The sequence below is a fragment of the Aeromicrobium sp. Root495 genome, assembly GCF_001426755.1.
Classification (GTDB): domain Bacteria; phylum Actinomycetota; class Actinomycetes; order Propionibacteriales; family Nocardioidaceae; genus Aeromicrobium.
Genome location: NZ_LMFJ01000001.1, coordinates 1,133,165 through 1,155,562 on the forward strand (window position 1 = coordinate 1,133,165; position 22,398 = coordinate 1,155,562).

At 70.2% G+C, this 22,398-nt stretch carries 20 protein-coding genes; 4 read left to right on the forward strand and 16 right to left on the reverse strand.

What is annotated here, in order from left to right; genetic code table 11:
* Window positions 1-9: 9 nt before the first annotated feature.
* The 5 genes from ASD11_RS05700 to ASD11_RS05720 form a co-directional block, all read right to left on the reverse strand.
* On the reverse strand, window positions 10-843 hold the full coding sequence (locus ASD11_RS05700) for an aldo/keto reductase (RefSeq protein ID WP_056284428.1): 834 nt from the start codon (window positions 841-843) through the stop codon (window positions 10-12).
* A 26-nt stretch (window positions 844-869) separates the two neighbouring features.
* Window positions 870-1,907, reverse strand: coding sequence for an NAD(P)-dependent alcohol dehydrogenase (locus ASD11_RS05705; RefSeq protein WP_056284429.1), 1,038 nt, complete (start codon window positions 1,905-1,907; stop codon window positions 870-872).
* 104 nt (window positions 1,908-2,011) lie between these two features.
* The gene (locus ASD11_RS05710) at window positions 2,012-3,814 is read right to left on the reverse strand and encodes a glycoside hydrolase family 15 protein (protein ID WP_056284432.1); all 1,803 of its coding nucleotides are present in this window, start codon (window positions 3,812-3,814) and stop codon (window positions 2,012-2,014) included.
* Window positions 3,811-5,241 (reverse strand): glucose-6-phosphate dehydrogenase, encoded by a 1,431-nt coding sequence (gene zwf, locus ASD11_RS05715; RefSeq protein WP_056284436.1) that lies wholly within the window; start codon window positions 5,239-5,241, stop codon window positions 3,811-3,813. Before zwf ends, ASD11_RS05710 begins: the two co-directional genes overlap by 4 nt.
* A gap of 50 nt (window positions 5,242-5,291) precedes the next feature.
* The gene (locus ASD11_RS05720; RefSeq protein ID WP_056284438.1) at window positions 5,292-6,944 is read right to left on the reverse strand and encodes an FAD-binding dehydrogenase; all 1,653 of its coding nucleotides are present in this window, start codon (window positions 6,942-6,944) and stop codon (window positions 5,292-5,294) included.
* Window positions 6,945-7,106: 162 nt separating this feature from the next.
* On the opposite strand from ASD11_RS05720, the gene ASD11_RS05725 reads away from it, so the two are divergent.
* Complete coding sequence (locus tag ASD11_RS05725; protein WP_056284440.1) at window positions 7,107-7,622, forward strand: hypothetical protein; 516 nt, start codon at window positions 7,107-7,109, stop codon at window positions 7,620-7,622.
* A gap of 6 nt (window positions 7,623-7,628) precedes the next feature.
* Here ASD11_RS05725 and ASD11_RS05730 read toward each other — a convergent pair whose 3' ends face one another.
* Window positions 7,629-8,879, reverse strand: coding sequence for a geranylgeranyl reductase family protein (locus ASD11_RS05730; RefSeq protein WP_056288453.1), 1,251 nt, complete (start codon window positions 8,877-8,879; stop codon window positions 7,629-7,631).
* Window positions 8,880-8,937: 58 nt separating this feature from the next.
* Here ASD11_RS05730 and ASD11_RS05735 point away from each other — a divergent pair, with 58 nt between their 5' ends.
* Window positions 8,938-9,681, forward strand: a complete 744-nt coding sequence (locus ASD11_RS05735; protein ID WP_056288454.1) for a queuosine precursor transporter — start codon at window positions 8,938-8,940, stop codon at window positions 9,679-9,681.
* Here ASD11_RS05735 and tgt read toward each other — a convergent pair.
* The 3 genes from tgt to ASD11_RS05750 are packed head-to-tail and all read right to left on the reverse strand — an operon-like array spanning window position 9,645 to window position 11,930.
* The gene (gene tgt / locus ASD11_RS05740) at window positions 9,645-10,877 is read right to left on the reverse strand and encodes a tRNA guanosine(34) transglycosylase Tgt (RefSeq protein ID WP_056284442.1); all 1,233 of its coding nucleotides are present in this window, start codon (window positions 10,875-10,877) and stop codon (window positions 9,645-9,647) included. The genes ASD11_RS05735 and tgt overlap by 37 nt on opposite strands.
* A 4-nt stretch (window positions 10,878-10,881) precedes the next feature.
* Complete coding sequence (locus ASD11_RS05745) at window positions 10,882-11,529, reverse strand: M50 family metallopeptidase (protein WP_056284444.1); 648 nt, start codon at window positions 11,527-11,529, stop codon at window positions 10,882-10,884.
* Entirely contained in the window at window positions 11,526-11,930 is a 405-nt protein-coding gene (locus tag ASD11_RS05750) for a tetratricopeptide repeat protein (RefSeq protein WP_056284445.1), read from the reverse strand. Before ASD11_RS05750 ends, ASD11_RS05745 begins: the two co-directional genes overlap by 4 nt.
* 126 nt (window positions 11,931-12,056) lie before the next feature.
* Between ASD11_RS05750 and ASD11_RS05755 the strand changes: the two genes are divergently transcribed.
* Window positions 12,057-13,442, forward strand: coding sequence for a DNA recombination protein RmuC (locus ASD11_RS05755; protein WP_056284448.1), 1,386 nt, complete (start codon window positions 12,057-12,059; stop codon window positions 13,440-13,442).
* On the opposite strand, the gene ASD11_RS05760 is transcribed toward ASD11_RS05755, so the two are convergent.
* The 5 genes from ASD11_RS05760 to ASD11_RS05780 are packed head-to-tail and all read right to left on the reverse strand — an operon-like array spanning window position 13,443 to window position 19,716.
* Window positions 13,443-14,615 (reverse strand): cystathionine gamma-synthase, encoded by a 1,173-nt coding sequence (locus ASD11_RS05760; protein ID WP_056284451.1) that lies wholly within the window; start codon window positions 14,613-14,615, stop codon window positions 13,443-13,445.
* A complete protein-coding gene (locus tag ASD11_RS05765; RefSeq protein WP_056288456.1) occupies window positions 14,612-15,988 on the reverse strand; it encodes a cystathionine beta-synthase in 1,377 nt (458 codons plus the stop codon). Before ASD11_RS05765 ends, ASD11_RS05760 begins: the two co-directional genes overlap by 4 nt.
* Before the next feature lie 51 nt (window positions 15,989-16,039).
* The gene (secD, locus tag ASD11_RS05770; protein ID WP_056284453.1) at window positions 16,040-18,331 is read right to left on the reverse strand and encodes a protein translocase subunit SecD; all 2,292 of its coding nucleotides are present in this window, start codon (window positions 18,329-18,331) and stop codon (window positions 16,040-16,042) included.
* A 49-nt stretch (window positions 18,332-18,380) separates the two neighbouring features.
* Window positions 18,381-18,719, reverse strand: coding sequence for a hypothetical protein (locus ASD11_RS05775; RefSeq protein WP_056284456.1), 339 nt, complete (start codon window positions 18,717-18,719; stop codon window positions 18,381-18,383).
* Between the two features lie 52 nt (window positions 18,720-18,771).
* Window positions 18,772-19,716: a hypothetical protein gene (locus ASD11_RS05780; protein WP_056284458.1), complete on the reverse strand. Its 945-nt coding sequence runs from the start codon at window positions 19,714-19,716 to the stop codon at window positions 18,772-18,774.
* A gap of 113 nt (window positions 19,717-19,829) precedes the next feature.
* On the opposite strand from ASD11_RS05780, the gene ASD11_RS05785 reads away from it, so the two are divergent.
* Entirely contained in the window at window positions 19,830-20,801 is a 972-nt protein-coding gene (locus ASD11_RS05785) for an aldo/keto reductase (RefSeq protein WP_056284461.1), read from the forward strand.
* Between the two features lie 178 nt (window positions 20,802-20,979).
* Here ASD11_RS05785 and ASD11_RS05790 read toward each other — a convergent pair whose 3' ends face one another.
* Together ASD11_RS05790 and efeU are read right to left on the reverse strand one after the other, a co-directional pair.
* Window positions 20,980-21,570 carry a hypothetical protein gene (locus tag ASD11_RS05790; RefSeq protein WP_056284463.1) on the reverse strand — a complete coding sequence of 197 codons (591 nt, stop codon included), beginning with the start codon at window positions 21,568-21,570 and terminating at the stop codon, window positions 20,980-20,982.
* The gene (gene efeU, locus ASD11_RS05795) at window positions 21,567-22,397 is read right to left on the reverse strand and encodes an iron uptake transporter permease EfeU (RefSeq protein ID WP_056284466.1); all 831 of its coding nucleotides are present in this window, start codon (window positions 22,395-22,397) and stop codon (window positions 21,567-21,569) included. Before efeU ends, ASD11_RS05790 begins: the two co-directional genes overlap by 4 nt.
* Window position 22,398: the final 1 nt, after the last annotated feature.

Here is a 22,398-nt window from a genome sequence, read left to right on the forward strand (position 1 = left end):
CAGGTGGGCTCAGAACTCCTGGTGGCTGCGCGGGTCGCCGCCGATGCGCTGGCCGGTGGCGAGCGACGCGATCTGTGCCAGGTCGCCGTCGTCGAGGGTGGCGCCGAAGATGTCGAGGTTGGCGCGGAAGCGCTCGGGCGTGGCCGACTTGGGGATGGGCGCTGCGCCGATCTGCGTGTGCCACCGCAGCACCACCTGGCCAGGGGTCAGGCCGTGCTTCTCGCCGATCTCGGCCAGCACGGGCTCGTCGAGCAGGCCGGTCTTGCGGCCGAGCGGCGTCCAGCTCTGGGTCACGGTGCCGAGCTCGGCGTCGGCGGCGCGCTGCTCCTCCTGGGGGAAGTACGGGTGCAGCTCCACCTGGTTCACGGCCGGGGCGACCCCGGTGGCCGCCACGATGCGCTCGAGGTGCTCGGGCAGGAAGTTGGAGACACCGATCGACGCGGCGAGCCCCGCCTCACGCAGCTCCACGAGGGCGGCCCACGTCTCCACGTACTTGTCCTCGAGCGGGTTGGGCCAGTGGATCAGGTAGAGGTCGACGTGGTCGAGCCCGAGACGCTCGAGCGAGGCCTCCAGCTCGACGCGCGGACCCTCCGAGCCGTGCCCCGAGCCCGGGAGCTTGGTGGTGACGAACAGGTCGTCCCGGGCAGCTCCGGACTCGGCGATGCCGCGCCCCACCTCCACCTCGTTCTCGTACCGCGTGGCGGTGTCGAGCAGGCGGTAGCCGGCCTCGATCGCCTGCACGAAGAGACCGGGGGCCTCGTCGCCGTTGATCGAGTAGGTGCCGAAGCCCAGGGCGGGCATGGAGCGGCCGTCGTTGAGGGTCAGGAGGGGTGCGGTAGCCATCTCTCCACCGTAGCCAGGACGGCTGCTCAACCCAACGTGGAGACGTCGATGACGGCGCGGTAGCGGACGTCGCCGTCGACGACCTTGTCGTAGTAGGCGTCGACCTCGTTCGCGTCGATGACCTCGACGGTCGCCGTGATGTCGTGCTCGGCGCAGAAGTCGAGCATCTCCTGGGTCTCGGCGAGCCCGCCGACCATGGACCCCTCGACCTTGCGACGCATCGAGAGGAGCGAGAACGCGCCCACCTCGAGCGACTCGCTGGGAGCGCCGAGGTTGACCATGGCGCCGCCCCGGTCCAGGAGCCCGAGGAAGCTGTCGAGGTCGACGGCCGAGCCCACCGTGTTGAGGATCAGGTCGAAGGAGCCCTGGAGGTCGTCGAGCACGCCGTCGTCCGCGGTGGCGTAGTAGTGCGCGGCGCCGAAGGACAGCCCGTCCTCCTTCTTGGCGTCGGTGCGGCTGAGGACGCTCACCTCCGCGCCCATGGCGGCGGCGATCTTGACGGCCACGTGGCCGAGGCCGCCCAGGCCGATGACACCCACGCGGGTGTCCTCGGTGACGCCGTGGCGCTTGAGCGGGGCGTAGGTGGTGATGCCGGCGCACAGCAGCGGCGTGGTGGCGGCCAGGTCGACCCCCTGGGGGACCTTCACGACGAAGTGGTCGCGCACCACGACCTCGTTGCTGTAGCCGCCGTACGTGATCTCGCCGTGGTAGTCCTTCGCGGAGTACGTCTGCACGACGCCCTTCTCGCAGAACTGCTCCTCGCCGTCCTTGCACGCGTCGCACTCGAGGCAGGAGTCGACGAAGCAGCCCACGCCCACGACGTCGCCCACCTGGTGGTCGGTGACCTCGGAGCCGACCTCGCTCACGGTGCCGACGATCTCGTGGCCGGGCGTCATCGGGAAGATGCCCTGGCCCCACTCGTCGCGGGCCTGGTGGATGTCGGAGTGACAGATGCCGGCGAACCGGATGTCGATGCGCACGTCGTCGGCGCGGAGCTCGCGTCGGTCGAGCTGCACCTGCTCGAACGCGGCGCCTGCGTCGGGGGTGGAGAGTGCTGCAGTCATGGGTGCTCCTTGGTGTGGCCGGGGGTAGTTGCGTGTTCATCCACCGTCCCAAACCGAGCGCGGCCCGCAACCTGAGACGGGCGGAGGTTTCTCACACCGGTGGGTCAGCCCAAGGCCCGGTCGAGGTTGGTGGCAGCGCTGATGAGGGCCAGGTGTGTGAACGCCTGGGGGAAGTTGCCGAGCTGGAGCCCGTCGAGGCCCACCTGCTCCGCGTAGAGCCCGAGGTGGTTGGCGTAGGAGAACATCTTCTCCAGCGCCAGTCGGGCGTCCTCGAGCCGTCCTGCCCGGGTGAGCGCCTCGACGTACCAGAACGAGCACAGCGAGAACGTGCCCTCCTGGCCGTGGAGCCCGTCGTCGAGCGAGTCCTGGTCGTAGCGGAAGACGAGGCTGTCGGAGACCAGCCGCTCCTCGATGGCCTCGAGCGTGTGCAGGAAGCGCGGGTCGTTGGGGGAGAGGAACTTGACCATGGGCATGAGCAGCACGCCGGCGTCGAGCGTGTCGGCACCCTCGTGCTGCATGAAGGCCTTCACGTCGTCGTCCCACGCGGTGTCCATGATGCGCTGGTAGATCTCGTCGCGCACCGAGGACCATGCCTCCAGGTCGCCGGGGAGCCCGCGCTGACGGGCGATGCGGATCATGCGCTCCACCGCCACCCAGGCCATGAGGCGCGAGGTGGTGTGGTGCCGAGGCTCGTCGCGGATCTCCCACATGCCGGCGTCGGGCTGGTCCCAGTTCTTCATGAGCCAGCCGACGACGCGTGTCATGTCGGCCCAGGCGTCGGCACTGATGCCGGGACCGTACTTGTTGAAGAGATAGATGGAGTCGATGAGCTCGCCGTAGATGTCGAGCTGGAGCTGTCCCGCGGCCGCGTTGCCGACGCGCACGGGGGCGGAGTCCTGGTAGCCCGTGAGGTGGTCGAGCACCTGCTCGTCGTCGGGGATGTTGCCGTCGATGTCGTAGAGGACCCGCAGCGGTCCGAGGCCGCCGTCCTTGTCGTCGCCGATGCGCTCGGAGAGCCAGCGCACGAACGCCGCAGCCTCGTCGGTGAAGCCGAGCCGCAGCAGCGCGTAGAGGGTGAAGCCGGCGTCGCGCATCCACACGAAGCGGTAGTCCCAGTTGCGGTCGCCGCCGATGGCCTCCGGCAGGCTCGTCGTGGGCGCGGCCACGAGGGCGCCGCTGGGCTCGTGGGTGAGGAGCTTGAGGGTGATGGCCGAGCGCTCCACCATCTCGCGCCACCGACCCCGGTACGTGCTCTGCTCGATCCAGTCGCGCCAGAATCCCACGGTGCAGTCGAAGAGGTCGGCGGTGTCGGACTCGTCGCACGCCTGGCACTCGTCGCCGTCCTGGAGCGACTCCAGCACGAAGAGGGCCGAGGTGCCGGCCTCCAGGACGGTCTCGGCCACGACGTCGCCGTCGGTCGTGGTGAGCTCCACGGTGGAGCTCAGCCCCAGACGCACGCTCTCGGAGGAGATGGTGACCCGGCGCTCGTCGTGCGCCTCCGTGGTGGGGTGCTCACGGCCGAAGTCGGGACGGGCCGAGAGGCTGGTGCGGAACCGGATGCTGCCACGCACCGACGTGACACGACGGACGAGCCGCTGGCGGTGCTCCGGGTCGTGCGCCGAGAGCACCGGCATGAAGTCGTGCACCTCGAGCAGCCCGCCCTCGGTGTGGAACCGCGTGACCAGGATCGCCGACTCCGGCACGTAGAACTGGCGCGTGGTGACGCTCCCGTCGATGGGCTCGACGGTCCAGGAGCCGCCCTTCTCCTGGTCGAGGATCGATGCGAAGATGCTGGGCGAGTCGAACCGTGGGGCGCAGAACCAGTCGACCGTCCCGTCGATCGCCACCAGGGCGGCGGTGCGGAGGTCGCCCACCAGGCCGTGGTCGGAGATCGCCGTCCAGGTCATGCGTCGACGCCGTCGAGGCGCCAACCGCGCTGACCCGGGAGGCCACGAGCCTCGCGCGGTCCCCAGGATCCCTTGGCGTACCGGTGGATCGGCGGCGGGTCGCTCAGGACCGGGTCCACGAGGCACCAGAGCCGGTCGACCTCGTCGGAACGGGTGAACAGGGTCTGGTCGCCGCGCATCACGTCGAGCAGGAGGCGCTCGTAGGCCTCGAGGGGCTCGTCGGCCGGGTCCTTGGTGGCGAGGTCGAGCTCCATCGTGGTGCGGGCGATGTCCATGACGGGACCGGGTCGCTTGGTGTGCAGCTCGAGCGACATCCGCGCGTCGTCCGTGAGCTCCAGCACGAGCTCGTTGGGTCCGTCGGCATGGTGGCCGAACATGCCCATGGGCGGTGTCCGGAACGTGATGGTGACGGTGCGTCGGGTCTCGGCGAGCGCCTTGCCGGTGCGTAGGTAGAAGGGGACGCCCTGCCAGCGCTGGGTCTCGATGAAGACCTCGAGCGCCGCGAACGTCTCGACCGAGGAGCGCGGATCGACGCCTTCCTCCTCCCGGTAGCCCTCGTACTGACCGAGGACCACGCGGCTGGGGTCGATGGGCTTCATGGCCTCGAAGACCTTGGCCTTCTCGTTGCGGAGCGCATCGGCGGTGAGGTGCACGGGCGGCTCCATGGCCACGAAGCCCAGCACCTGGCACAGATGGGTGTTCACCATGTCGCGGAAGCACCCGGTGGACTCGTAGAAGGAGCCGCGTCCCTCGACGGTGAGCTCCTCGGGGACGTCGATCTGGACCGACTCGATGTGGTCGCGGTTCCAGGCCGACTCGAACAGGCCGTTCGCGAACCGTACGGCCAGGATGTTCTGCACGGCCTCCTTGCCCAGGAAGTGGTCGATGCGGAACACCTGGGCCTCGTCGACGACGTCCTTGATGGTGGCGTCGAGCGCGCGCGACGACTCGAGGTCGGTTCCGAACGGCTTCTCGCACACCAGGCGAGCCCGCTCGGTGAGGCCCTCTCGCCCCAGCATCGAGATCATGGGCCGCATGGCGCCCGGGGGGACCGAGAGGTACAGCAGGCGGTGGACCTCCTGGCCCTCCTGCGGCTCGAGGTCCTTCTCGGCCGCCTTGACCGCCTTGGCCAGGTCCTTGCCGTCGTCGGAGTCCGAGACCTGGAAGCTGATGCGCTCGAGCAGCGGGCCGGCGACGGCGTCGTCGAGGTCGTCGACGAACTCCTCGAGACCCTTGCGGACCTTGGCCCGGAACTCGTCGTCGGTGCCGGGGGAGTGCCGACCCGAGCCGATGACGGCGAAGCTCTCGGGCAGCCGCCCGGCCTCGGCCAGGTGGTACAGGCCCGGGAACAGCTTGCGGCGCGCCAGGTCTCCGGTCGCGCCGAAGAGGACGAGGACGTGCGGGGGAAGCGTGGTCTCCTCTGACATGCCACCACGCTATTGCGGCGGTGGTGACCCCGCCCGTCGAGCGGCCCGGGTCAGACGACGGCGCGAGCCGCCGCTTGGCCGGCGGCCCGCCCGGAGAAGATGCACCCGCCGAGGAAGGTGCCCTCCAGCGAGTTGTAGCCGTGCACGCCTCCGCCGCCGAAGCCGGCCACCTCGCCGGCAGCGTAGAGGCCGGGCAGCGGGTCACCATCGGGGCGAAGCACGCGGGACTCGAGATCGGTCTCGAGGCCGCCGAGCGACTTGCGCGTGAGCACGTGCAGGCGGACCGCGATGAGCGGGCCCTTGTCGGGGTCGAGGATCTTGTGCGGCGACGCGACACGGATGAGCTTGTCACCCCGGTACGAGCGCGCCTGTCGCATGGCGGCGATCTGCAGGTCCTTGGTGAAGTCGTTGTCCATCTCGCGGTCGCGCTCCTCCACCTGGCGGCGGACCACGGCGACGTCGAGCGGGGTGTCGGGGGTGACGGCGTTCATGCCGGCCACGAGCTCGTCGAGCGTGTCGGCCACGACGAAGTCCTCACCGTTCTGCTTGAACGCCTCGACGGGCCCGGTGGCGCCCTTGCTGAGGCGCTGCTTGAGGAGCTCGCGGACGCTCTTGCCGGTGAGGTCGGGGTTCTGCTCCTGGCCCGACAGCGCGAACTCCTTCTCGATGATGGCCTGCGTGAGCACGAACCAGCTGTGGTCGTGACCGCTCTGCCGCAGGATCTTGAGGGTGCCGAGGGTGTCGAACCCCGGCAGGCCCGGGACCGGGAGCCGCTGGCCGGAGCCGTCGAGCCACAGGGACGAGGGCCCGGGCAGGATCCGGATGCCGTGCATGGGCCAGATGGGGTCGAAGTTCTTGATCCCCTCCACGTAGTGCCACATGCGGTCGCGGTTCACGTGGCTCGCCCCGGCCTTCTCCGAGATCGCGAGCATGCGTCCGTCGACGTGCGCGGGGACGCCGGAGATCATGTGCTTCGGGGGCGTCCCGAGACGCTCGGGCCACACCGACCGCACGAGGTCGTGGTTGCCTCCGATGCCGCCGCTCGTGACGATGACCGACTGGGCCCTCGCCTCGAACTCGCCCATCTCCGTGCGCGAGGTCTCGGCGGCGCGCGGTGCGTCCGTGGGCTCCAGCACGGCGCCACGGACGCCGGTGACCACGCCGTCGGTGACGACGAGCTCGTCGACCCGGTGGCGGAACGCGTACTGCACGAGACCCTTCTCGTGGCCCTCCCGCACGACCTTCTCGAACGGCTCCACGATGCCCGGCCCGGTGCCCCACGTGATGTGGAACCGCGGGACGGAGTTGCCGTGCCCGCCGGCGAGACCGCCACCGCGCTCGGCCCAGCCGACGACGGGGAACAGCTGATGACCGCGGGCCCGCAGGTACGCCTGCTTCTCGCCCGAGGCGAAGTGCACGTAGGCCTCGGCCCACCGGCGCGGCCAGGCATCCTCCTCGCGGTGGAACTGTGCGCTGCCCTGCCAGTCCTGCCACGCCAGGTCGAACGAGTCCTTGATGCCCATGCGCCGCTGCTGCGGAGAGTCCACGAGGAACAGCCCGCCGAAGGACCAGTAGGCCTGGCCCCCCAGGTTCTGCTCACCCTCCTGGTCGACCAGGAGGACGGTCTTGCCCGCCTCGACGAGCTCGGTGGTGGCGACGAGACCGGCCAGGCCAGCCCCCACGACGATGACGTCAGCTTCCATGCAACGCATCCTGCCTCATGGCACGGTCCACCGGAGGCGCCGATCCTGACGGATCGCCGTGCTCGTCGCACCTCGACCGTGTCCAAACGGCGAGCGATGGTGACGACGGGGTGCCGCGACCGCTACGCTCTCAGGAAATTCTCAACTTTTCGAGAGGTAGTCATGGCTACAGACTTCAAGTCCATCGGCCGGAACGACCAGGGGGCTCTCATCGCGGGAGCGGTGGCCCTCGTGCTGTCGTTCTTCTCCGCCTACGTGACGGTCAGCATCAACGGCAAGGGGCTGCCCGGTGTCTCGGGCTCCTCGGGCATCAGCGCCTGGAACAGCTTCGGCACCCTGGGCATGCTGCTCGTGATCATCGCGACCGCCGTCGTGGCCGTCAAGGTGTTCGCCGGTGACCAGCTTCCCGCGGGCGTCCCGTGGAACCTCGTGGCTGCGGCAGCAGCGGGCCTCGGCACGCTCCTGCTCATCCTGCGCGCGTTCACCTACGACGGCGGCGGCAGCTTCGGCGGCGTCAGCGTCGACGTCGGTCCCGGCTGGTCGGGCTGGGCCCTGTTCGTCGCGACGATCGCGCTCACGGTGTTCGCGGCGCTCTCGTTCCGTGACTCGGGGGAGAAGATCCCGGAGTTCAACAAGAACGGCGACGCCACGCCGCCGCCGGCTCCTCCGGCGGCCTGATCAGGTTCAGCTGAACGGTGGGCGGGTGTCGAGCGCGATCGAGCGCCGCCCCGCCCACCGCCATGCTCGGGCCGTGAGGTCGCGGTCGTCCTCGGTGACGAGGTTGCCCATCACGCGCAGGGCGACGGTCATGAGCGCCTGGGAGCGCATCCCGAGGGGTCCGAACGTGGGAAGCAGGTGGGGGAGCGTGAGCAGTCCCGCCAGACGACGCGCGATGGAGAACGCCTCGCCGTAGTGGTGCGTGAGAAGCGCGGGCCAGGCCTGCTCGGGGTCGTGGCTGGTGTCGAGGAGCTCGGCACCCACCCGCCCGGTCTCGAGGCCGTAGTCGATGCCCTCGCCGTTGAGCGGGTTGACGCACCCGGCGGCGTCTCCGACCACGATCCAGTTGGGTCCGGCCACGCCCGACACGGCGCCACCCATGGGCAGGAGCGCGCTCGTGGGCATCCGGAGCTCGGGGCCCAGCTCCCACTCGTCGCGTCGCAGCGTGGCGTAGTACTCCATGAGCGGACGGATCTGCAGGTTGGCGGGACGCTTGGCCGTGGCCAGCGCGCCGACGCCGAGGTTCACCTCGCCACCCTCGCCCGCCGTCCCGAGCGGGAAGATCCAGCCGTAGCCGGGGAGCAGGTCACCGTCCTCCCCGCGGAGCTCCAGGTGGGAGCTGATCCACGGGTCGTCGGCACGCCCGGACTTCACGTAGGAGCGGCCGGCCACTCCGTAGGCGGTGTCGCGGTGCCACTCCCGGCCCAGCACGCGTCCGAGCGAGGACCGGACACCGTCGGCGACGACGAGGCGCTCGCACGCGATGGTGAGCGGTCCGTCGGCGGTCTTGAAGACCACGGCGGTCACGCGACCGTCGGAGGCGCGCTCGACGTCGACGGCGCGGGCCCCGTCGAGGGCAGTGGCCCCGGCCGTGATGGCGGCCTCGCGGATCTTGGCGTCGAGAGTGGTGCGCGGCACGGCTGAGCCGTGGTCGGGGAGCGAGCCGCCCGGCCAGGGCAGCAGGAGCTCCTGACCGAAGCCGGCCGCGCGGAGCCCGCGGTTGGTGCCGAAGCTGCGTGCCCAGTCGCCGAGGTCGAGACGGTCGAGCTCGGCCATGGCGCGCGGGGTGAGTCCGTCGCCGCACGTCTTGTCGCGAGGGAAGGTGGCCGCGTCGGCCAGCACGACGTCGTGCCCCAGGCGGGCCGACCAGGCGGCCGCGGCTGCTCCGGCGGGTCCGGCGCCCACCACGAGGACGTCGGTGCTGCGGGGAACGCTCATGAGGTCCATCCTCCCACCTGTGCGGGAGGACGGCCGGGGCAGTGGGAGGATGACGCTCATGAGTTCTCAGGCAACCTCACCAAAACCTGACGTCCACTTCGCCTCGCGCGGCTCGTCGTACTACGACGTGATCCTGGCCGTCTTCTGCGTCGTCCTCGTCGTCTCCAACATCGCAGCCACCAAGTCGACGGAGTTCCTGAGCGGCGACGTCTCGATCGGCCCCGTGCAGATCGTGCCGATCATCTCCGACGGCGGGGCCGTGCTGTTCCCGCTCGCCTACATCCTGGGCGACGTCATCTCCGAGGTGTACGGCTTCAAGGCGGCCCGCCGAGCCATCCTCGTGGGCTTCGGGACGGCGATCATGACCTTCGCGACGTTCCTCGTGGTCATGGCGCTGCCGGGGGCCAGCTTCTACGAGAACCAGGACGCGTTCGAGAGCGTCGTGTGGTCGGGCCTGCAGATCGTCGCCGCGTCGATGATCGCCTACCTCACGGGCCAGTTCCTGAACTCCTACGTGCTGGTGCGCATGAAGGCACGCTCGTCCGAGCCTGGTCTGTGGCGCCGGCTCGCGGGCTCCACCGGCGTGGGGGAGGCGGCCGACACCTTCATCTTCTGTGCCATCGCGGCCTCGGCCATCGGCATCACGACCGGCGGCCAGTTCGTGAACTACGTCGTGGTGGGCTTCGTCTTCAAGTGCGCCGTCGAGCTGCTCGTCATGCCGCTGACGATGCTCGTCATCCGGACCCTCAAGTCCCGTGAGCCGTCCTACTGGGCCGACGAGCCGGCCGACCTGCGCGCGTAGAACCGCCCGAGCGACTCCTCCTTCAGCGCCGCGAAGTCGCCCGAGGCGATGGCGGTGCGCATGGAGTCGACGAGGCGCACGATGAACCGTTCGTTGTGGATCGTCGTGAGCGTGGCCGAGAGGAACTCCTTGGTCTTGAAGAGGTGGTGCAGGTAGGCCGTCGTGTAGTGCGTGCACGTGTAGCAGTCGCAGTCGTCCTCGATGGGACCGAAGTCGCGCCGGGACGCAGCGACCAGCAGGTTGCGGTGGCCGTCGGCGGTGTAGACACGGGAGGAACGCGCGGTCCGCGAGGGTCCGACGCAGTCGAAGGTGTCGCACCCCGCCTCGACCCCGGCGAACAGGTCGTCCGGCTCGCCGATGCCGAGAAGATGTCGCGGCTTGTCGCGCGGGAGCTCGTCGACGACCCAGCCCACGATCTCGGACAGCTGCTCCTTCTCGATGGCGCCGCCGATGCCGAAGCCGTCGAACGAGCGCCCCTCGACCTCGAGCGCCGCGAGGCCGGACGCGGCCCGGCGGCGCAGGTCCTCGTACTGCGCGCCCTGGACCACGCCGAAGAGCGCCTGGTAGGGGTGCTCGCTGCGCTCGACCGTGAGCCGGTCGTGCTCGGCGAGACAGCGCTCGGCCCAGGCGTGCGTGCGCTCGACCGACTGCTCCTGGTAGCCGCGGGTGTTCATGAGGGTCGTCAGCTCGTCGAAGGCGAAGATCACGTCGGCACCCAGCCGGTGCTGGATGCCCATGGAGATCTCGGGCGTGAACCGGTGCTTGGAGCCGTCGAGGTGGCTCTTGAACGTGACGCCGTCGTCGTCGACGTGCGCGAGGCGCTCCTTGCCCGGCGCGATGACGGTGTCGGACGTGGCGCTCGTGGAGTCCATGGACAGCGTCTTCTTGAAGCCGGCGCCGAGGCTCATGACCTGGAAGCCGCCGGAGTCGGTGAAGGTGGGTCCACCCCACCCCATGAACCGTGCGAGCCCCCCGCCCTCCTCGACGATGTCGGCGCCGGGCTGGAGGTAGAGGTGGTAGGCGTTGGCCAGCACCGCCTGGGCGCCGAGCTCGCGGACGGACTCCGGGAGCACGGCCTTGACCGTCGCGCGGGTGCCCACCGGGATGAAGGCCGGCGTCTGCACGTCGCCGTGCGGGGTGGACAGCACGCCGGTGCGGCCGGCTGCATCGGGGAGCTCGGCACCGACGGTGAACATCCTGCTATCCAACCAGTCCCGCCAGCCTGGCCGCAGGCCAGAGGGCGGCCAGGGTGGCCAGCACGAAGACGATGTTCCACACCGCGGCCGGCACGCGGGTCAGCCGGGCGAGCACGTCGGCGTCGCTCGTGCGGGACCGCGAACGGCTGCGGGTGATCCAGAGCTCGACGGAGGCGCGGGGACCGCCCACGAGGAGCAACCACGAGAACGACAGGGCCGCGAGCTCCTGGACGTCGGTCGAGGAGCGCCAGATGAGGGTGGCGACGGCCGCACCCGCGAGCAGGACCACGAGCAGCCCGAACCAGTTGCGGATGAACAGCAGCATGGCCGCCAGGACGGCGAGTCCGATCCAGAGTGCCCAGGCCGTGTGCCCGAGGCTCACGAGCCAGGCACCGCCCAGTCCTAGGGCCGACGGAGCGAGGTAGCCGGCCGCGGCGGTGGCGATCATGCCGGGGCCGTGGGGGCGTCCGATCGAGGTGGTGAGGCCGGAGGTGTCGCGGTGCAGGCGGATGCCGCTCAGCCGTCGGCCTGTGAGCACCGCCACGAGGGCGTGGCCGCCCTCATGGACGAGGGTCACGACGTGCCGGGTGAACGGCCACGCCGCGAGTGCCAGGACGGCACCCGCGGCGGCGGCGATCAGGGTGTGGCTCACTCGGCGGGTCGGTCGACGAGCTCGACGCGGGTGGCGTCGCGCTCCGAGGCGCCCATGGCGGCTGCCAGACGATGCAGGGCAGCACCTTCACGGTGGCGGCTCTGACGGTCCAGCGTGAGGCCGAGCGCAGTGTGCGCCCAGGCGCTCGTGGGCTCCAGCTCGACGAGGCGACGGAAGGCCTCCTCCGCGGGCTTGAGCTGGGCGGCCGCGAAGTGGGCCCGGGCCAGCAGCTCCCAGGCCGACGCGTTGGTGGGGTCGGCGTCGGTGACCTTGCGGGTGACCCGGGCGGCGTCGCGCGGGAAGCGGGACTCCAGCAGCTCCTCGCCGAGGCGGAAGGCGTCGAAGACCTCCATCTCGGCGATCGTGTCGTCGGTGATGTTGGGGGTCATGTAGATGGTCATGGGTCCTCCTTCCAAGGTCCTGCCCGCTCCAACGTCGCGGAGGGCCGCAAGATTCCCGCGACGATCGGACGGGGGCGTCGGCACGCCTGACGCAATCTGTCGGCGCTCGTTGACACACTGACCGACATGGAACTCGTGCTGCTCCTCGTCCTCGGTCTGGCCCTCGGATTCGCCTTGGGCTGGCTCGTCGCGCGCCAGCGCACGGAACCTGCGGCGCAGGGGGTCGACCCGGCCGTCCTGGAGGCTCAGCAGGCTCGGGCCGAGGCCCAGCAGGCCCAGGTGGAGGCACACCACGCGCGCGTCGTCGCCGAGGTGCGCCACGCCGAGGCCGCCGCCCGGGCCGAGGTCGAGCGCGAGCTGTCCGCCGCCCTCGCCTCCCTGGAGGGGGTGGGCCGCGAGCTCGCCGCAGCGCAGCAGCAGTACCGCGAGACGATCGACCAGCAGCGTCGCGAGGCCCGCCGCCGCGAGGCCGAGGGCCAGACCGAGAGCAAGATCCTGCAGCAGCTCGCTCCCGTCGCGCGCCAGCTGGGAGACATGCGCCTCAAGGTCGACGAGATCGAGAAGCAGCGCTCGCACCAGCACGGTCAGCTCACCGAGCAGCTCCGCGTCACGCACGAGACGGCGGCGCAGTCCAAGCAGGCGGCCGAGGCGCTCGCCGCTGCCCTCAGCAACAACTCGGTGCGAGGCACGTACGGGGAGACCCAGCTCCGCACCCTCGTGGAGTCCGCCGGGCTGCTCAACCGGATCGACTACTCCGTGCAGGAGTCCATCACCGCCGACTCCGGCGCGCGCCGCCCCGACATGGTCATCAACCTCCCCGGCGGCAAGCGCCTCGCGATCGACTCCAAGGTGCCGTACCGGGCCTTCATCGACGCGTACCGCGAGGAGCTCGACGACGAACGCCGCCGGCAGCTGCGGCTCGACCACGCCCGCGCCGTCAAGAAGCACGTCGACGAGCTCGCGGCCAAGCAGTACTGGTCGGGTCTGGAGACCAGCCCCGAGTTCACGATCGCCTTCATCCCCAACGAGGCCATCCTCAACGACGCCCTCGACGCCGACCCCGGCCTCATGGAGCACGCGTACGCCAAGGGCATCGCCCTGGCCACTCCGGTGAACCTGTGGGCCACCCTCAAGACGGTGGCGCTCACCTGGAAGCAGGAGCAGATGGCCGAGAACGCGCGCGACCTCGTGGCGCTCGGTCGCGAGCTCTACAAGCGTCTAGGGACCATGTCGGACCACGTGACCAAGCTCGGCCGCTCGCTGGAGCGCACCGTCGGCGACTACAACAAGTTCGTCGGCTCGCTCGAGCGCCAGGTCCTCTCCACGGCCCGTAAGCTCGACGCCGTCGACGAGGCTGCGCAGCTGGGAGCCGTCCCCGAGATCGAGGACGCCGACCCCCGTCGCCTGGCGGCCGCGGAGTTCGCCGTGTTCGAGGACCTCGAGCGCCCCGAGCTGCCGCAATCGCTCTTCGAGGGTGAGATCGTCGAGGACGAGCAGCGCGACATCGGCTGACTAGCCGAGGGCCTGCTCCAGGTCGGCGACGAGGTCGGCCTCGTCCTCGATGCCCACGCTCAGCCGCACCAGGTCGTCGGGAACCTCGAGCAGGGAGCCGGCGGTGGAGGCGTGCGTCATGGCGCCGGGATGCTCGATGAGCGACTCGATGCCGCCGAGGCTCTCGGCCAGCGTGAAGATCTCCGTCCGTGCGCAGAGCTCGAGCGCGGCCTCGCGGCCGCCCCTGAGCCGCACCGAGACCATGCCACCGAACCGGCGCATCTGCCGCGCGGCCACGGCGTGCCCGGGGTGCTCCGGCAGGCCGGGGTACAGGACCTGGCTCACCGCGGGATGCGCGGTCAGGAGATCGACGACGGCCTCGGCGTTGGTGCAGTGCTGCTCCATGCGCACCGCGAGCGTCTTGGCGCCGCGCAGAGTGAGGAAGGCGTCGAACGGTCCCGGCACGCCACCGGCGCCGTTCTGCAGGAAGGCGAAGGCAGCGTCCAGATCGGGATCGTCGGTCACGAGCGCGCCGCCCACGACGTCGGAGTGGCCGCCGAGGTACTTGGTGGTGGAGTGCAGGACGACGTCGGCGCCCTGGGCCAGAGGCTGCTGCAGGTACGGCGAGGCGAAGGTGTTGTCGACCACGAGGCGGGCCCCGTGCTCGTGGGCCACGCCGGAGAGCGCCTCGACGTCACCGATGTTGAGCAGCGGGTTGGTGGGGGTCTCGATCCACACGATCTTGGTGGCGGGGGTCAGTGCGGCACGGATGCCCTCGACGTCGCCCACACCGACCGGTGTGTAGGTGACGCCCCACTGCGTCAGCACCTTGTCGATCAGACGGAAGGTTCCGCCGTAGGCGTCGTCGGGGATGACGAGGTGGTCGCCAGGGCGCAGCATCGAGCGCAGCGCGGTGTCAGTGGCGGCCATGCCCGAGGAGAACGCTCGCCCGTGGGCGCCTCCCTCGAGGGCCGCGAGGTTGGCCTCGAGCGCCGTGCGTGTGGGGTTGCCCGTGCGGGCGTACTCGTAGCCCGACCGCATGTTCCCGACGCCGTCCTGGGCGAACGTGGACGAGGCATAGATGGGCACGTTCACCGCGCCCGTCTGGGGGTCCGGCTCGAACCCGGCGTGGATGGCTCGCGTGGCGAAGCCCCGACCGCTCTGGTCGGAACCGGTGTGGTCGGCGGTGCTCAAATCTGTACTCCCAGCAGGTCGTGTCGGGTGAGGACGCCCAGCGGCTTGCCGTCCTCGATCACCATGACGGCGTCGCTCGTGCTCAGCGCTGCGTGGGCCGCGTCGAGGTCCTCGCCGGAGCCCAGCAGCGGGAGCGGCTCCTCCATGTGCTGCGAGACCGGGTCGGTGAGGCTTGCGCGACCCTCGAAGACAGCGCTCACGAGCTCGCGCTCGCTCACGCTGCCGGCCACCTCGCCGATGACGACCGGCGGCTCGGGGCCGACCACAGGCATCTGCGAGACGTTGTACTCGCGCAGGATCTCGATGGCGTCGCGGATCGTCTCGGAGGGGTGCGTGTGCACGAGGTCGGGCATGTTGCCGGACTTGCGGCGCAGGATCTCGCCGACGCTCGGGCGGTCGGTGTGCCCGTCGAGGGGCTCGCGCAGGAACCCGTACGAGCTCATCCACGCGTCGTTGAAGACCTTGGTCAGGTAGCCGCGACCGCCGTCGGGCAGGAGCACCACGATGACGGCGTCAGGTCCTTCACGCTCGGCCACCCTGAGGGCTGCCACGACGGCCATGCCGCAGGAACCGCCCACGAGCAGGCCCTCCTCGCGAGCGAGCCGGCGCGTCATCTCGAAGGAGTCGGCGTCGGAGACCGCGATGATCTCGTCGGCGATGTCGGGGTCGTAGGCGCTGGGCCAGAAGTCCTCACCCACGCCCTCGACGAGGTACGGACGCCCGGTGCCGCCGGAGTAGACCGAGCCCTCGGGATCGGCGCCGATGACCTTGACCTTCCCGCCCGAGACCTCCTTGAGGTAGCGACCGGCACCCGTGATGGTGCCGCCGGTCCCGACCCCCGCGACGAAGTGCGTGATGCGGCCGTCGGTGTCGTCCCAGATCTCGGGGCCGGTGGTCTCGTAGTGGCTCTGGGGCCCGGCCGGGTTGGAGTACTGGTCGGGCTTCCAGGCGTTCTCGGTCTCGCGCACGAGACGGTCGGAGACGTTGTAGTAGCTGTCGGGGTGCTCCGGCGGCACCGCGGTGGGGCACACCACCACCTCGGCACCGTAGGCACGGAGCGTGTTGCGCTTGTCCTCGCTCACCTTGTCGGGGCACACGAAGATGCAGCTGTAGCCGCGCTGCTGGGCCACGAGGGCCAGACCCACGCCGGTGTTCCCCGAGGTGGGCTCGACGATCGTGCCGCCCGGCTTGAGGGCGCCGGACGCCTCAGCGGCGTCGACCATCTTGACGGCGATGCGGTCCTTGGAGCTGCCGCCGGGGTTGAGGTACTCGACCTTGGCGGCCACGAGCCCGCCCCCACCCGGGACCACCTTGTTCAGGCGGACGAGCGGGGTGTGCCCGACGAGGTCGATGACATGGTCGGCGATACGCATGTCGTTCATTCAACCACCGTCGGGCACACCTCTCGCCAGGCGCCGTGCGGCTCAGACCACCGCGCCGTCGGCCCGGCCGTCGTCGATGTGCGCGTACGGGTCGATGGGCTTGGCCTTCTGACGATCCGGGTCGTGCGGCCAGCGCTCCTCCAGGACCACGGCGAGCGCCGAGGCCGTGAAGATCGTCGACAGGATGCCGACGCCGAGACCGATCAGCAGGGCGATGGCGAAGTCCGTGAGGGAGTCGCCGCCGAGGAAGGCCAGCGCCGCCAGGATGAACATCGCACCGAGACCGGTGTTGATGGTGCGGGGGATCGTCTGGAGGATGGCCTCGTTGACGACCTCGCGCAGAGGTCTCTTGCGGTTCTCGCCGGTGTGCTCCCGGATGCGGTCGAACACCACGATCGTGTCGTTGACCGCCAGGCCGATCACCGACAGGATCGCCGCCAGGAAGACGCCGTCGATGGGCTTGCCCCACCACGCGAACGCGCCCACCACCGTGAGCACCACGGACGACATCGAGATGACGGCCGACGCCGCCCACGTCCAGCGGAAGCGCCAGGCGAGATAGAGCATCTGGGCCAGGACCGCGATCGCGAAGGCGATGAGCGCCTTGTTGCGCAGCTCCTCGCCGAGGCTCGGGCCGATGAGCTCGTCGCGCTCCTTGGTGACGTCGCCGGCCACGGTGCTGACGGCCTGCTCGATCTCGACCGCCTCGTCGTTCGTGATCTTGTCGAGGCGCACGGTGACGTTCTCGCTCTCGCCGTCGCCCGACGACGCCTGGACGACGGCCTGCGGGAAGCCGGCCTCGCCGACCGCCTCGCGGACCGTGTCGGGCGTGACCGTCTTGGACGTCGAGAACTCGAGCAGGCGTCCGCCGGTGAACTCGACACCGAGGTTGAGGCCTCGCACGAGGATGCCGCCCACCGAGACGACAGCCACGAGCACCGTGATGACGATCCAGGTTCCGCTGCGACGCATGAGGTTGAGACCGCTCGTCTCGATCCACTGTCGGATGCGACCGGTGCCGGCCAGACCGCTGCTTCCGGGATGGTTGGCGACGTACTTCCGGGCCACCGACCACTCCGCCAGCACCCGGGCCACGATGAGCGCCGAGAACATGGATGCCACGACGCCGATGGACAGCGTCACGCCGAAGCCCTTGACCGGGCCGGACGCCAGGAAGAACAGCAGCGCCGCGGCCAGGAGCGTGGTGACGTTGGAGTCGAGGATGGCCGACCAGGCCTTGGAGAATCCCGTGGAGAGCGCGGGGGAGAGTCCGCCGGACTGACGTTCTGCGTACTCCTCCCGAGCCCGTTCGAAGACGAGCACGTTGGCGTCGATCGCCAGCCCGATGGCCAGCACGAAGCCGGCCAGGCCCGGCAGGGTCAACGTGGCGCCGAGCCAGACGAGCAGACCGTAGGAGATGGCTGCGTACGTCGCCAGGGCGACCGTGGCCATGAGGCCGACCAGTCGGTAGACGAAGACGATGAAGAGACCCGTGAGGGCGATGCCGATGATGGCCGCCTCGATGGAGGCGTCGATCGCTGCCTTGCCGAGGGTCGGTCCGACGGTCCTCTGCTCGATGACGTCGACGGGGACGGGCAGTGCGCCGCCCTTGATCAGGACGGCGAGGTCCTCGGCCTCGGTCTGCGTGAAGCTGCCGGTGATGCTGGTCTCGTTGCCGCCTCCCGACGCGCAGAGGTCGGGGACGATGCCGGGGGAGGAGATGACCTCGTCGTCGAGCAGGATCGCGATGCGCTGGCCGGCCTCGGCGTTGGCGCACGCGGAGCCGACGAGCTCACGCCAGCCGGACCGGCCCTCGCCGGCGAAGTCGACGTTGACGACCCACTGGCCCACGCCGTCCTGCGGGGTGGTGGCCACGGCGTCCTTGACGCCGTTCCCGTCGAGAGCGGACGCGGCGAGCAGGATCGGGGCCCCGGTCTCGTCGGGGACCACCTGCTGGCCCTTCTCGGGCTCGGTGCCTTGCGGGACGTCCTGCTGCAGGACCTCGTGGAAGGTGAGCTGTGCGGTCTTGCCGATGACCTCGGCGGCCTCGCGCGGGTCCTGGAGACCCGGCAGCTCGACGATGATGCGCTTCTCACCGGAGCGGGCCAGCGTGGGCTCGGAGACGCCGAGGGCGTCGACGCGGCCGCGGAGGACCTCCAGGGCCCGGTCGGTGGACTCCGCATCGGCCTCGACGCGTTCGGTGGATTTGGTCTCGAGGACGATCTGCGTGCCGCCCTCGAGGTCGAGCCCGAGCTTGGCGGGCTGGAAGTAGGCGACGGCGATGGCCGCGCCGACGACGAAGAGGGCGAGCAAGGCTCTGGTGCGTGTGGACATGGGTGACTCTCGGGTGTGCGCCTCGTGGCGCGGGTGGGCGGTGGACGGCTCAGGCCGTCGGCGGTGCCCGCGAGTCGTGCGACGTGCTGGTGAGGGGGAGGGTCGCCCGAGCGCCCGCGCCCGCTGTCTCGACGCTGCGGTCGCTCTGCGGGGACCAGGCGTCGACCGGGCCCGTGCTCAGGTCGAGGTGGACGACGGCCGACGGCGCGTCGTGCTTGATGAGGTGGTGCGTGCTGGCCGCGCCTGCGCTCGCGGCGTGCTGCGGGGTGGCGCTCGCACGCTGCTGGCGCTGGGCCGTGGCGTGAGCACCGCCCATGGCTGCGAGCACAGCGAGCAGCGCCGCCGTCAGGACGACGGCGACGCTGCGCTGCTGGTGGGCCCGAGTCATCGGGGCGAGTCTACGGGTCCGACGTCGCGGATCGTGTCGCCGTCCGAGGTCCTCACGCAGGGGGTGGCTCGACGACGACCGTCTTCTTCGCGGAGATCCACGAGCGGCAGTCACCGCTGTAGTAGGCAAGGAAGTAGGTGTGCTCACCGGGATCCTGTTCGTCGAGGGTGAGCGAGACGTTGCCCTTCGAGAACTTCGCGGTCCTGATGTCCATCTCCTCGCCGTCGCGGTAGATTCCGGCAACGCCGCCACCGGGCACGGGCACCCCGTAGGCGTCGGCAGCGGTCGATGCCGTGATGACCACCGAGCCCGGCTTCTCGCCGGGTGACGCGTCGAAGGTCGTCCTGCAGGGGACCTCGCGCTTCCAGGCGACCGCATAACGGGCCCCGGGCCTCGCCACGCGAATCTTTTGCGCGCTGGTGTAGACCTTGCCGATGCGGGCGCGCAGGTAGAGCGTCAGGGTGGGGATCCCGAAGAAGTGCAGCGTGCCGTCGGCAAGCGTGTTGCCCTCCTCGATCACGTCGGCTGGATCCGTCGTCCACTGGGTACGGACGGCAGCCCCCTTGACCGGCAGGCCCGACGGTGTGGTGACGGACGCCAGGATGTGCGCCCCGGTGGCCAGGGTCCGGGTCGTGAGGTCGAGGTTCTTCCCGGAGCGAAGCTTCACGTACAGGGTCTTGGGGGCGTACGAGGTGGTGGCCCGGTACCGCGTGAGGTTGTCGTCCTGGAGGTAGAGCGTCCAGCTGCCCCCACCCAGCCTGCCGCTGACGCCGGAAGCCTTCCTCAGGTTGCCCCGGACGTTGGTCGTGCCGACCTTGACCGTCTTCTTGCCCTGGTAGGCGTAGATGGTCACGTCCTTGAGCGCGCGACCCTTGACGTTCTGCACGTGGACCGAGATCGACGTCTTCTTGGCGGCAGCGTCGGCCGGTGAGGCGAGCAGGCCGCCCAGGAGGGTCAGGGTCGTCAGCAGGCCGAGGGCCGTGCGGCGGGGGGTCATGGGAGAACGCTAGATGATCTCGGGTTCAGGGGAGGTGAACTTCACCGAAAAGTCCGCAGCTCCTCTCCCAGGTGGGCGAGCGACGCATCCCACCGCCTGCCTAGGCTGGTCGCATGACTCTTCCTCAGCGCACCCTCGGCCACAGCGGCATCACGGTCCCGTCGGTCGGCATCGGCTGCAACGCGTTCGGCGCGCGGGTCGACCAGGCCGGCGTCGACGCGATCGTCGGCACGGCGCTCGATGCCGGGGTCACGTTCTTCGACACCGCCGACACGTACTCCCTCGGTGAGAGCGAGACGCTGCTCGGTCGTGCTCTGGGCTCACGGCGCGGCGAGGCCGTGATCGCGACCAAGTTCGGCATGGACATGCAGGGGGTCAACGGGGACGACGGCGGTCGACGAGGCTCGCCGGCCTACGTGCGCACGGCCGTGGAGGCGAGCCTCCAGCGGCTCGGCACCGACCACATCGACCTGTACCAGCTCCACACGCCCGATCCGCGGACGCCGGTCGCCGAGACGTTGGGCGCCCTCCACGAGCTGGTCGCGGAGGGCAAGGTCCGTGCCATCGGCTGCTCCAACTTCCAGGCCTGGCAGCTCGTCGACGCAGCCTGGATCGCCCGCACGCAAGGCCTGCACGCGTTCGCGACGGCCCAGAACGAGTACTCGCTGTACAACCGGACGGCCGAGGTGGAGCTCGTGCCCGCTGCCGAGACGCTGGGCGTGGGGATCCTGCCGTACTTCCCGCTCGCGTACGGGCTCCTCACCGGGAAGTACCGCAAGGGCGAGGCAGCGCCGGAGGGCTCGCGGCTCGGTTCCCAGACGTCGCGGCTGGAGACGGCGGACTGGAGCCGGATCGGCGAGCTGCAGGCGTTCGCCGACCGTCACGGCATCACCCTGCTGCAGCTCGCCATGGGCGGTCTCGCCGCGCAGCCGGCCGTCTCGAGCGTCATCGCCGGCGTGAGCCGCGCCGAGCAGGTCCTGAGCAACGCGGAGGCTGCATCGTGGGAGCCGACGCCCGACCAGCTCGAGGAGCTGGCTGAGATCGGTCAGCCGTCGCAGTCGTACACGACCTTCGCGCCCGCCTGATCGCCGAGCGACGACGAGGGCCTGCGGTCGTGGTGACGACCGCAGGCCCTCGTCGTTCGTCCCCCGCGTGATGGGGGAGAAGCTGAGCGCCGGGCCGGGAAGCGCCTCACGGCGCGTGGCCGCTCGTAGCGGCTAATTTTGGGACCCGGGGCTACCACGGCCCGGCGCAGGCTCCATTTTAATGGAGGCGGTCAAGCCTTTCGAGCGCGGCCGCACTTCTCAGGTGTGTCGCCATGTCGAGCAGGCGGGCAGCGCTGCGCGGGTCCTCGGCGTCGAGCTGACCCCGTCCGACGCCGACGATGTGAGCGAACGCTGCGGCCCGGTCGAGGGCGACGTCGAAGTCGGCGCTCAGGATGCCTCGGATGACGGTGTCGACGAGCTCGACCACCTCCTGGGGGCCGGGCGGGTCGACGACTCCGGCCAGGACCTCGTGGACGGGCGCGAACGCGCGACCGGTGGCGTACTCCAGCGCCGCTCGCTCAGGCTGACGGTGGACCCACGTGCGCAGGAGGTAGAGCCGCCAGAGGGACCCGGCGATGGTCTCCGGCGCGGCGTGCGACCACAGCTCGGCGATCACGCCGAGGCCCTCCTCGTCGGCCAGGTGCAGCACCCGCTCGACCAGGTCGGTGTCGGCGTCCCCGTGCGGGCCGCGCACGAGCAGGGTGGCGATACGGTGCCCGGCCGCCGCCATGGCAGCAGGGTCGGACTCGTCGGCGACCGCTGCGAACAGGGCGGGGCCGGGGAGGGAGGGGCGTCGGTACTCGCTCACCCGGCCACGGTAGCCCGCGGGGGGCTGACCGGCGTCTTGGCACCACGGCGGTAGAGGACGAGGACGGGGACGATGTAGACGAGCCACGCCACGACCTGGAGCCACGACGGGTTGGGCTGGAAGTTGACCGTTCCCTTGAGCAGGGTGCCGTACCAGCTGTCGGGCGGGATGGTGCTCGTGACGTCGAAGGCCAGGTTATTGAGGCCCGGGAGGACGCCGGCCTCCTGCAGGTCGTAGACGCCGTAGGCGAGGACCCCTGCCGCGACCACGATGAGCAGGGCACCGGTCACGTTGAAGAAGGTGGCGAGGTTGATCTTGAGCGCGCCGCGGTAGATGAGGTAGCCCAGCACCACGGCGACCAGGATCCCGGACACGGCCCCGATGAACGGGTCGGGCGTGTAGCTGCCGTTGATGGTGGCCCAGATGATGGCGGCCGTCTCCAGGCCCTCACGGCCGACCGTCACGAAGGCGACGGTGACGATGGCGAGCGGCCCCAGCTCCAGCGCGTGCGCGAGCTCGCCCTCCAGGGACGACTTGAGCTTGCGCGCCGTGCGTCGCATCCAGAAGATCATCCAGGTCACGAGACCGGCGGCCAGGATGGACAGGCTGCCGCCGACGATCTCCTGGGCCTTGAAGGGCAGCTGCTCGAAGACGGCCGTCACGATCGAGAACACCGCCACGACCAGGGCGATCGCTCCACCGACGCCGATCCAGATGTACCGGGTGTCGTGACGACGGTCGGTCTTGACGAGGTAGGCGATCAGGATGCTGACCACGAGGCTGGCCTCGAGGCCCTCACGCAGTCCGATCAAGAAGTTGGCGAGCACA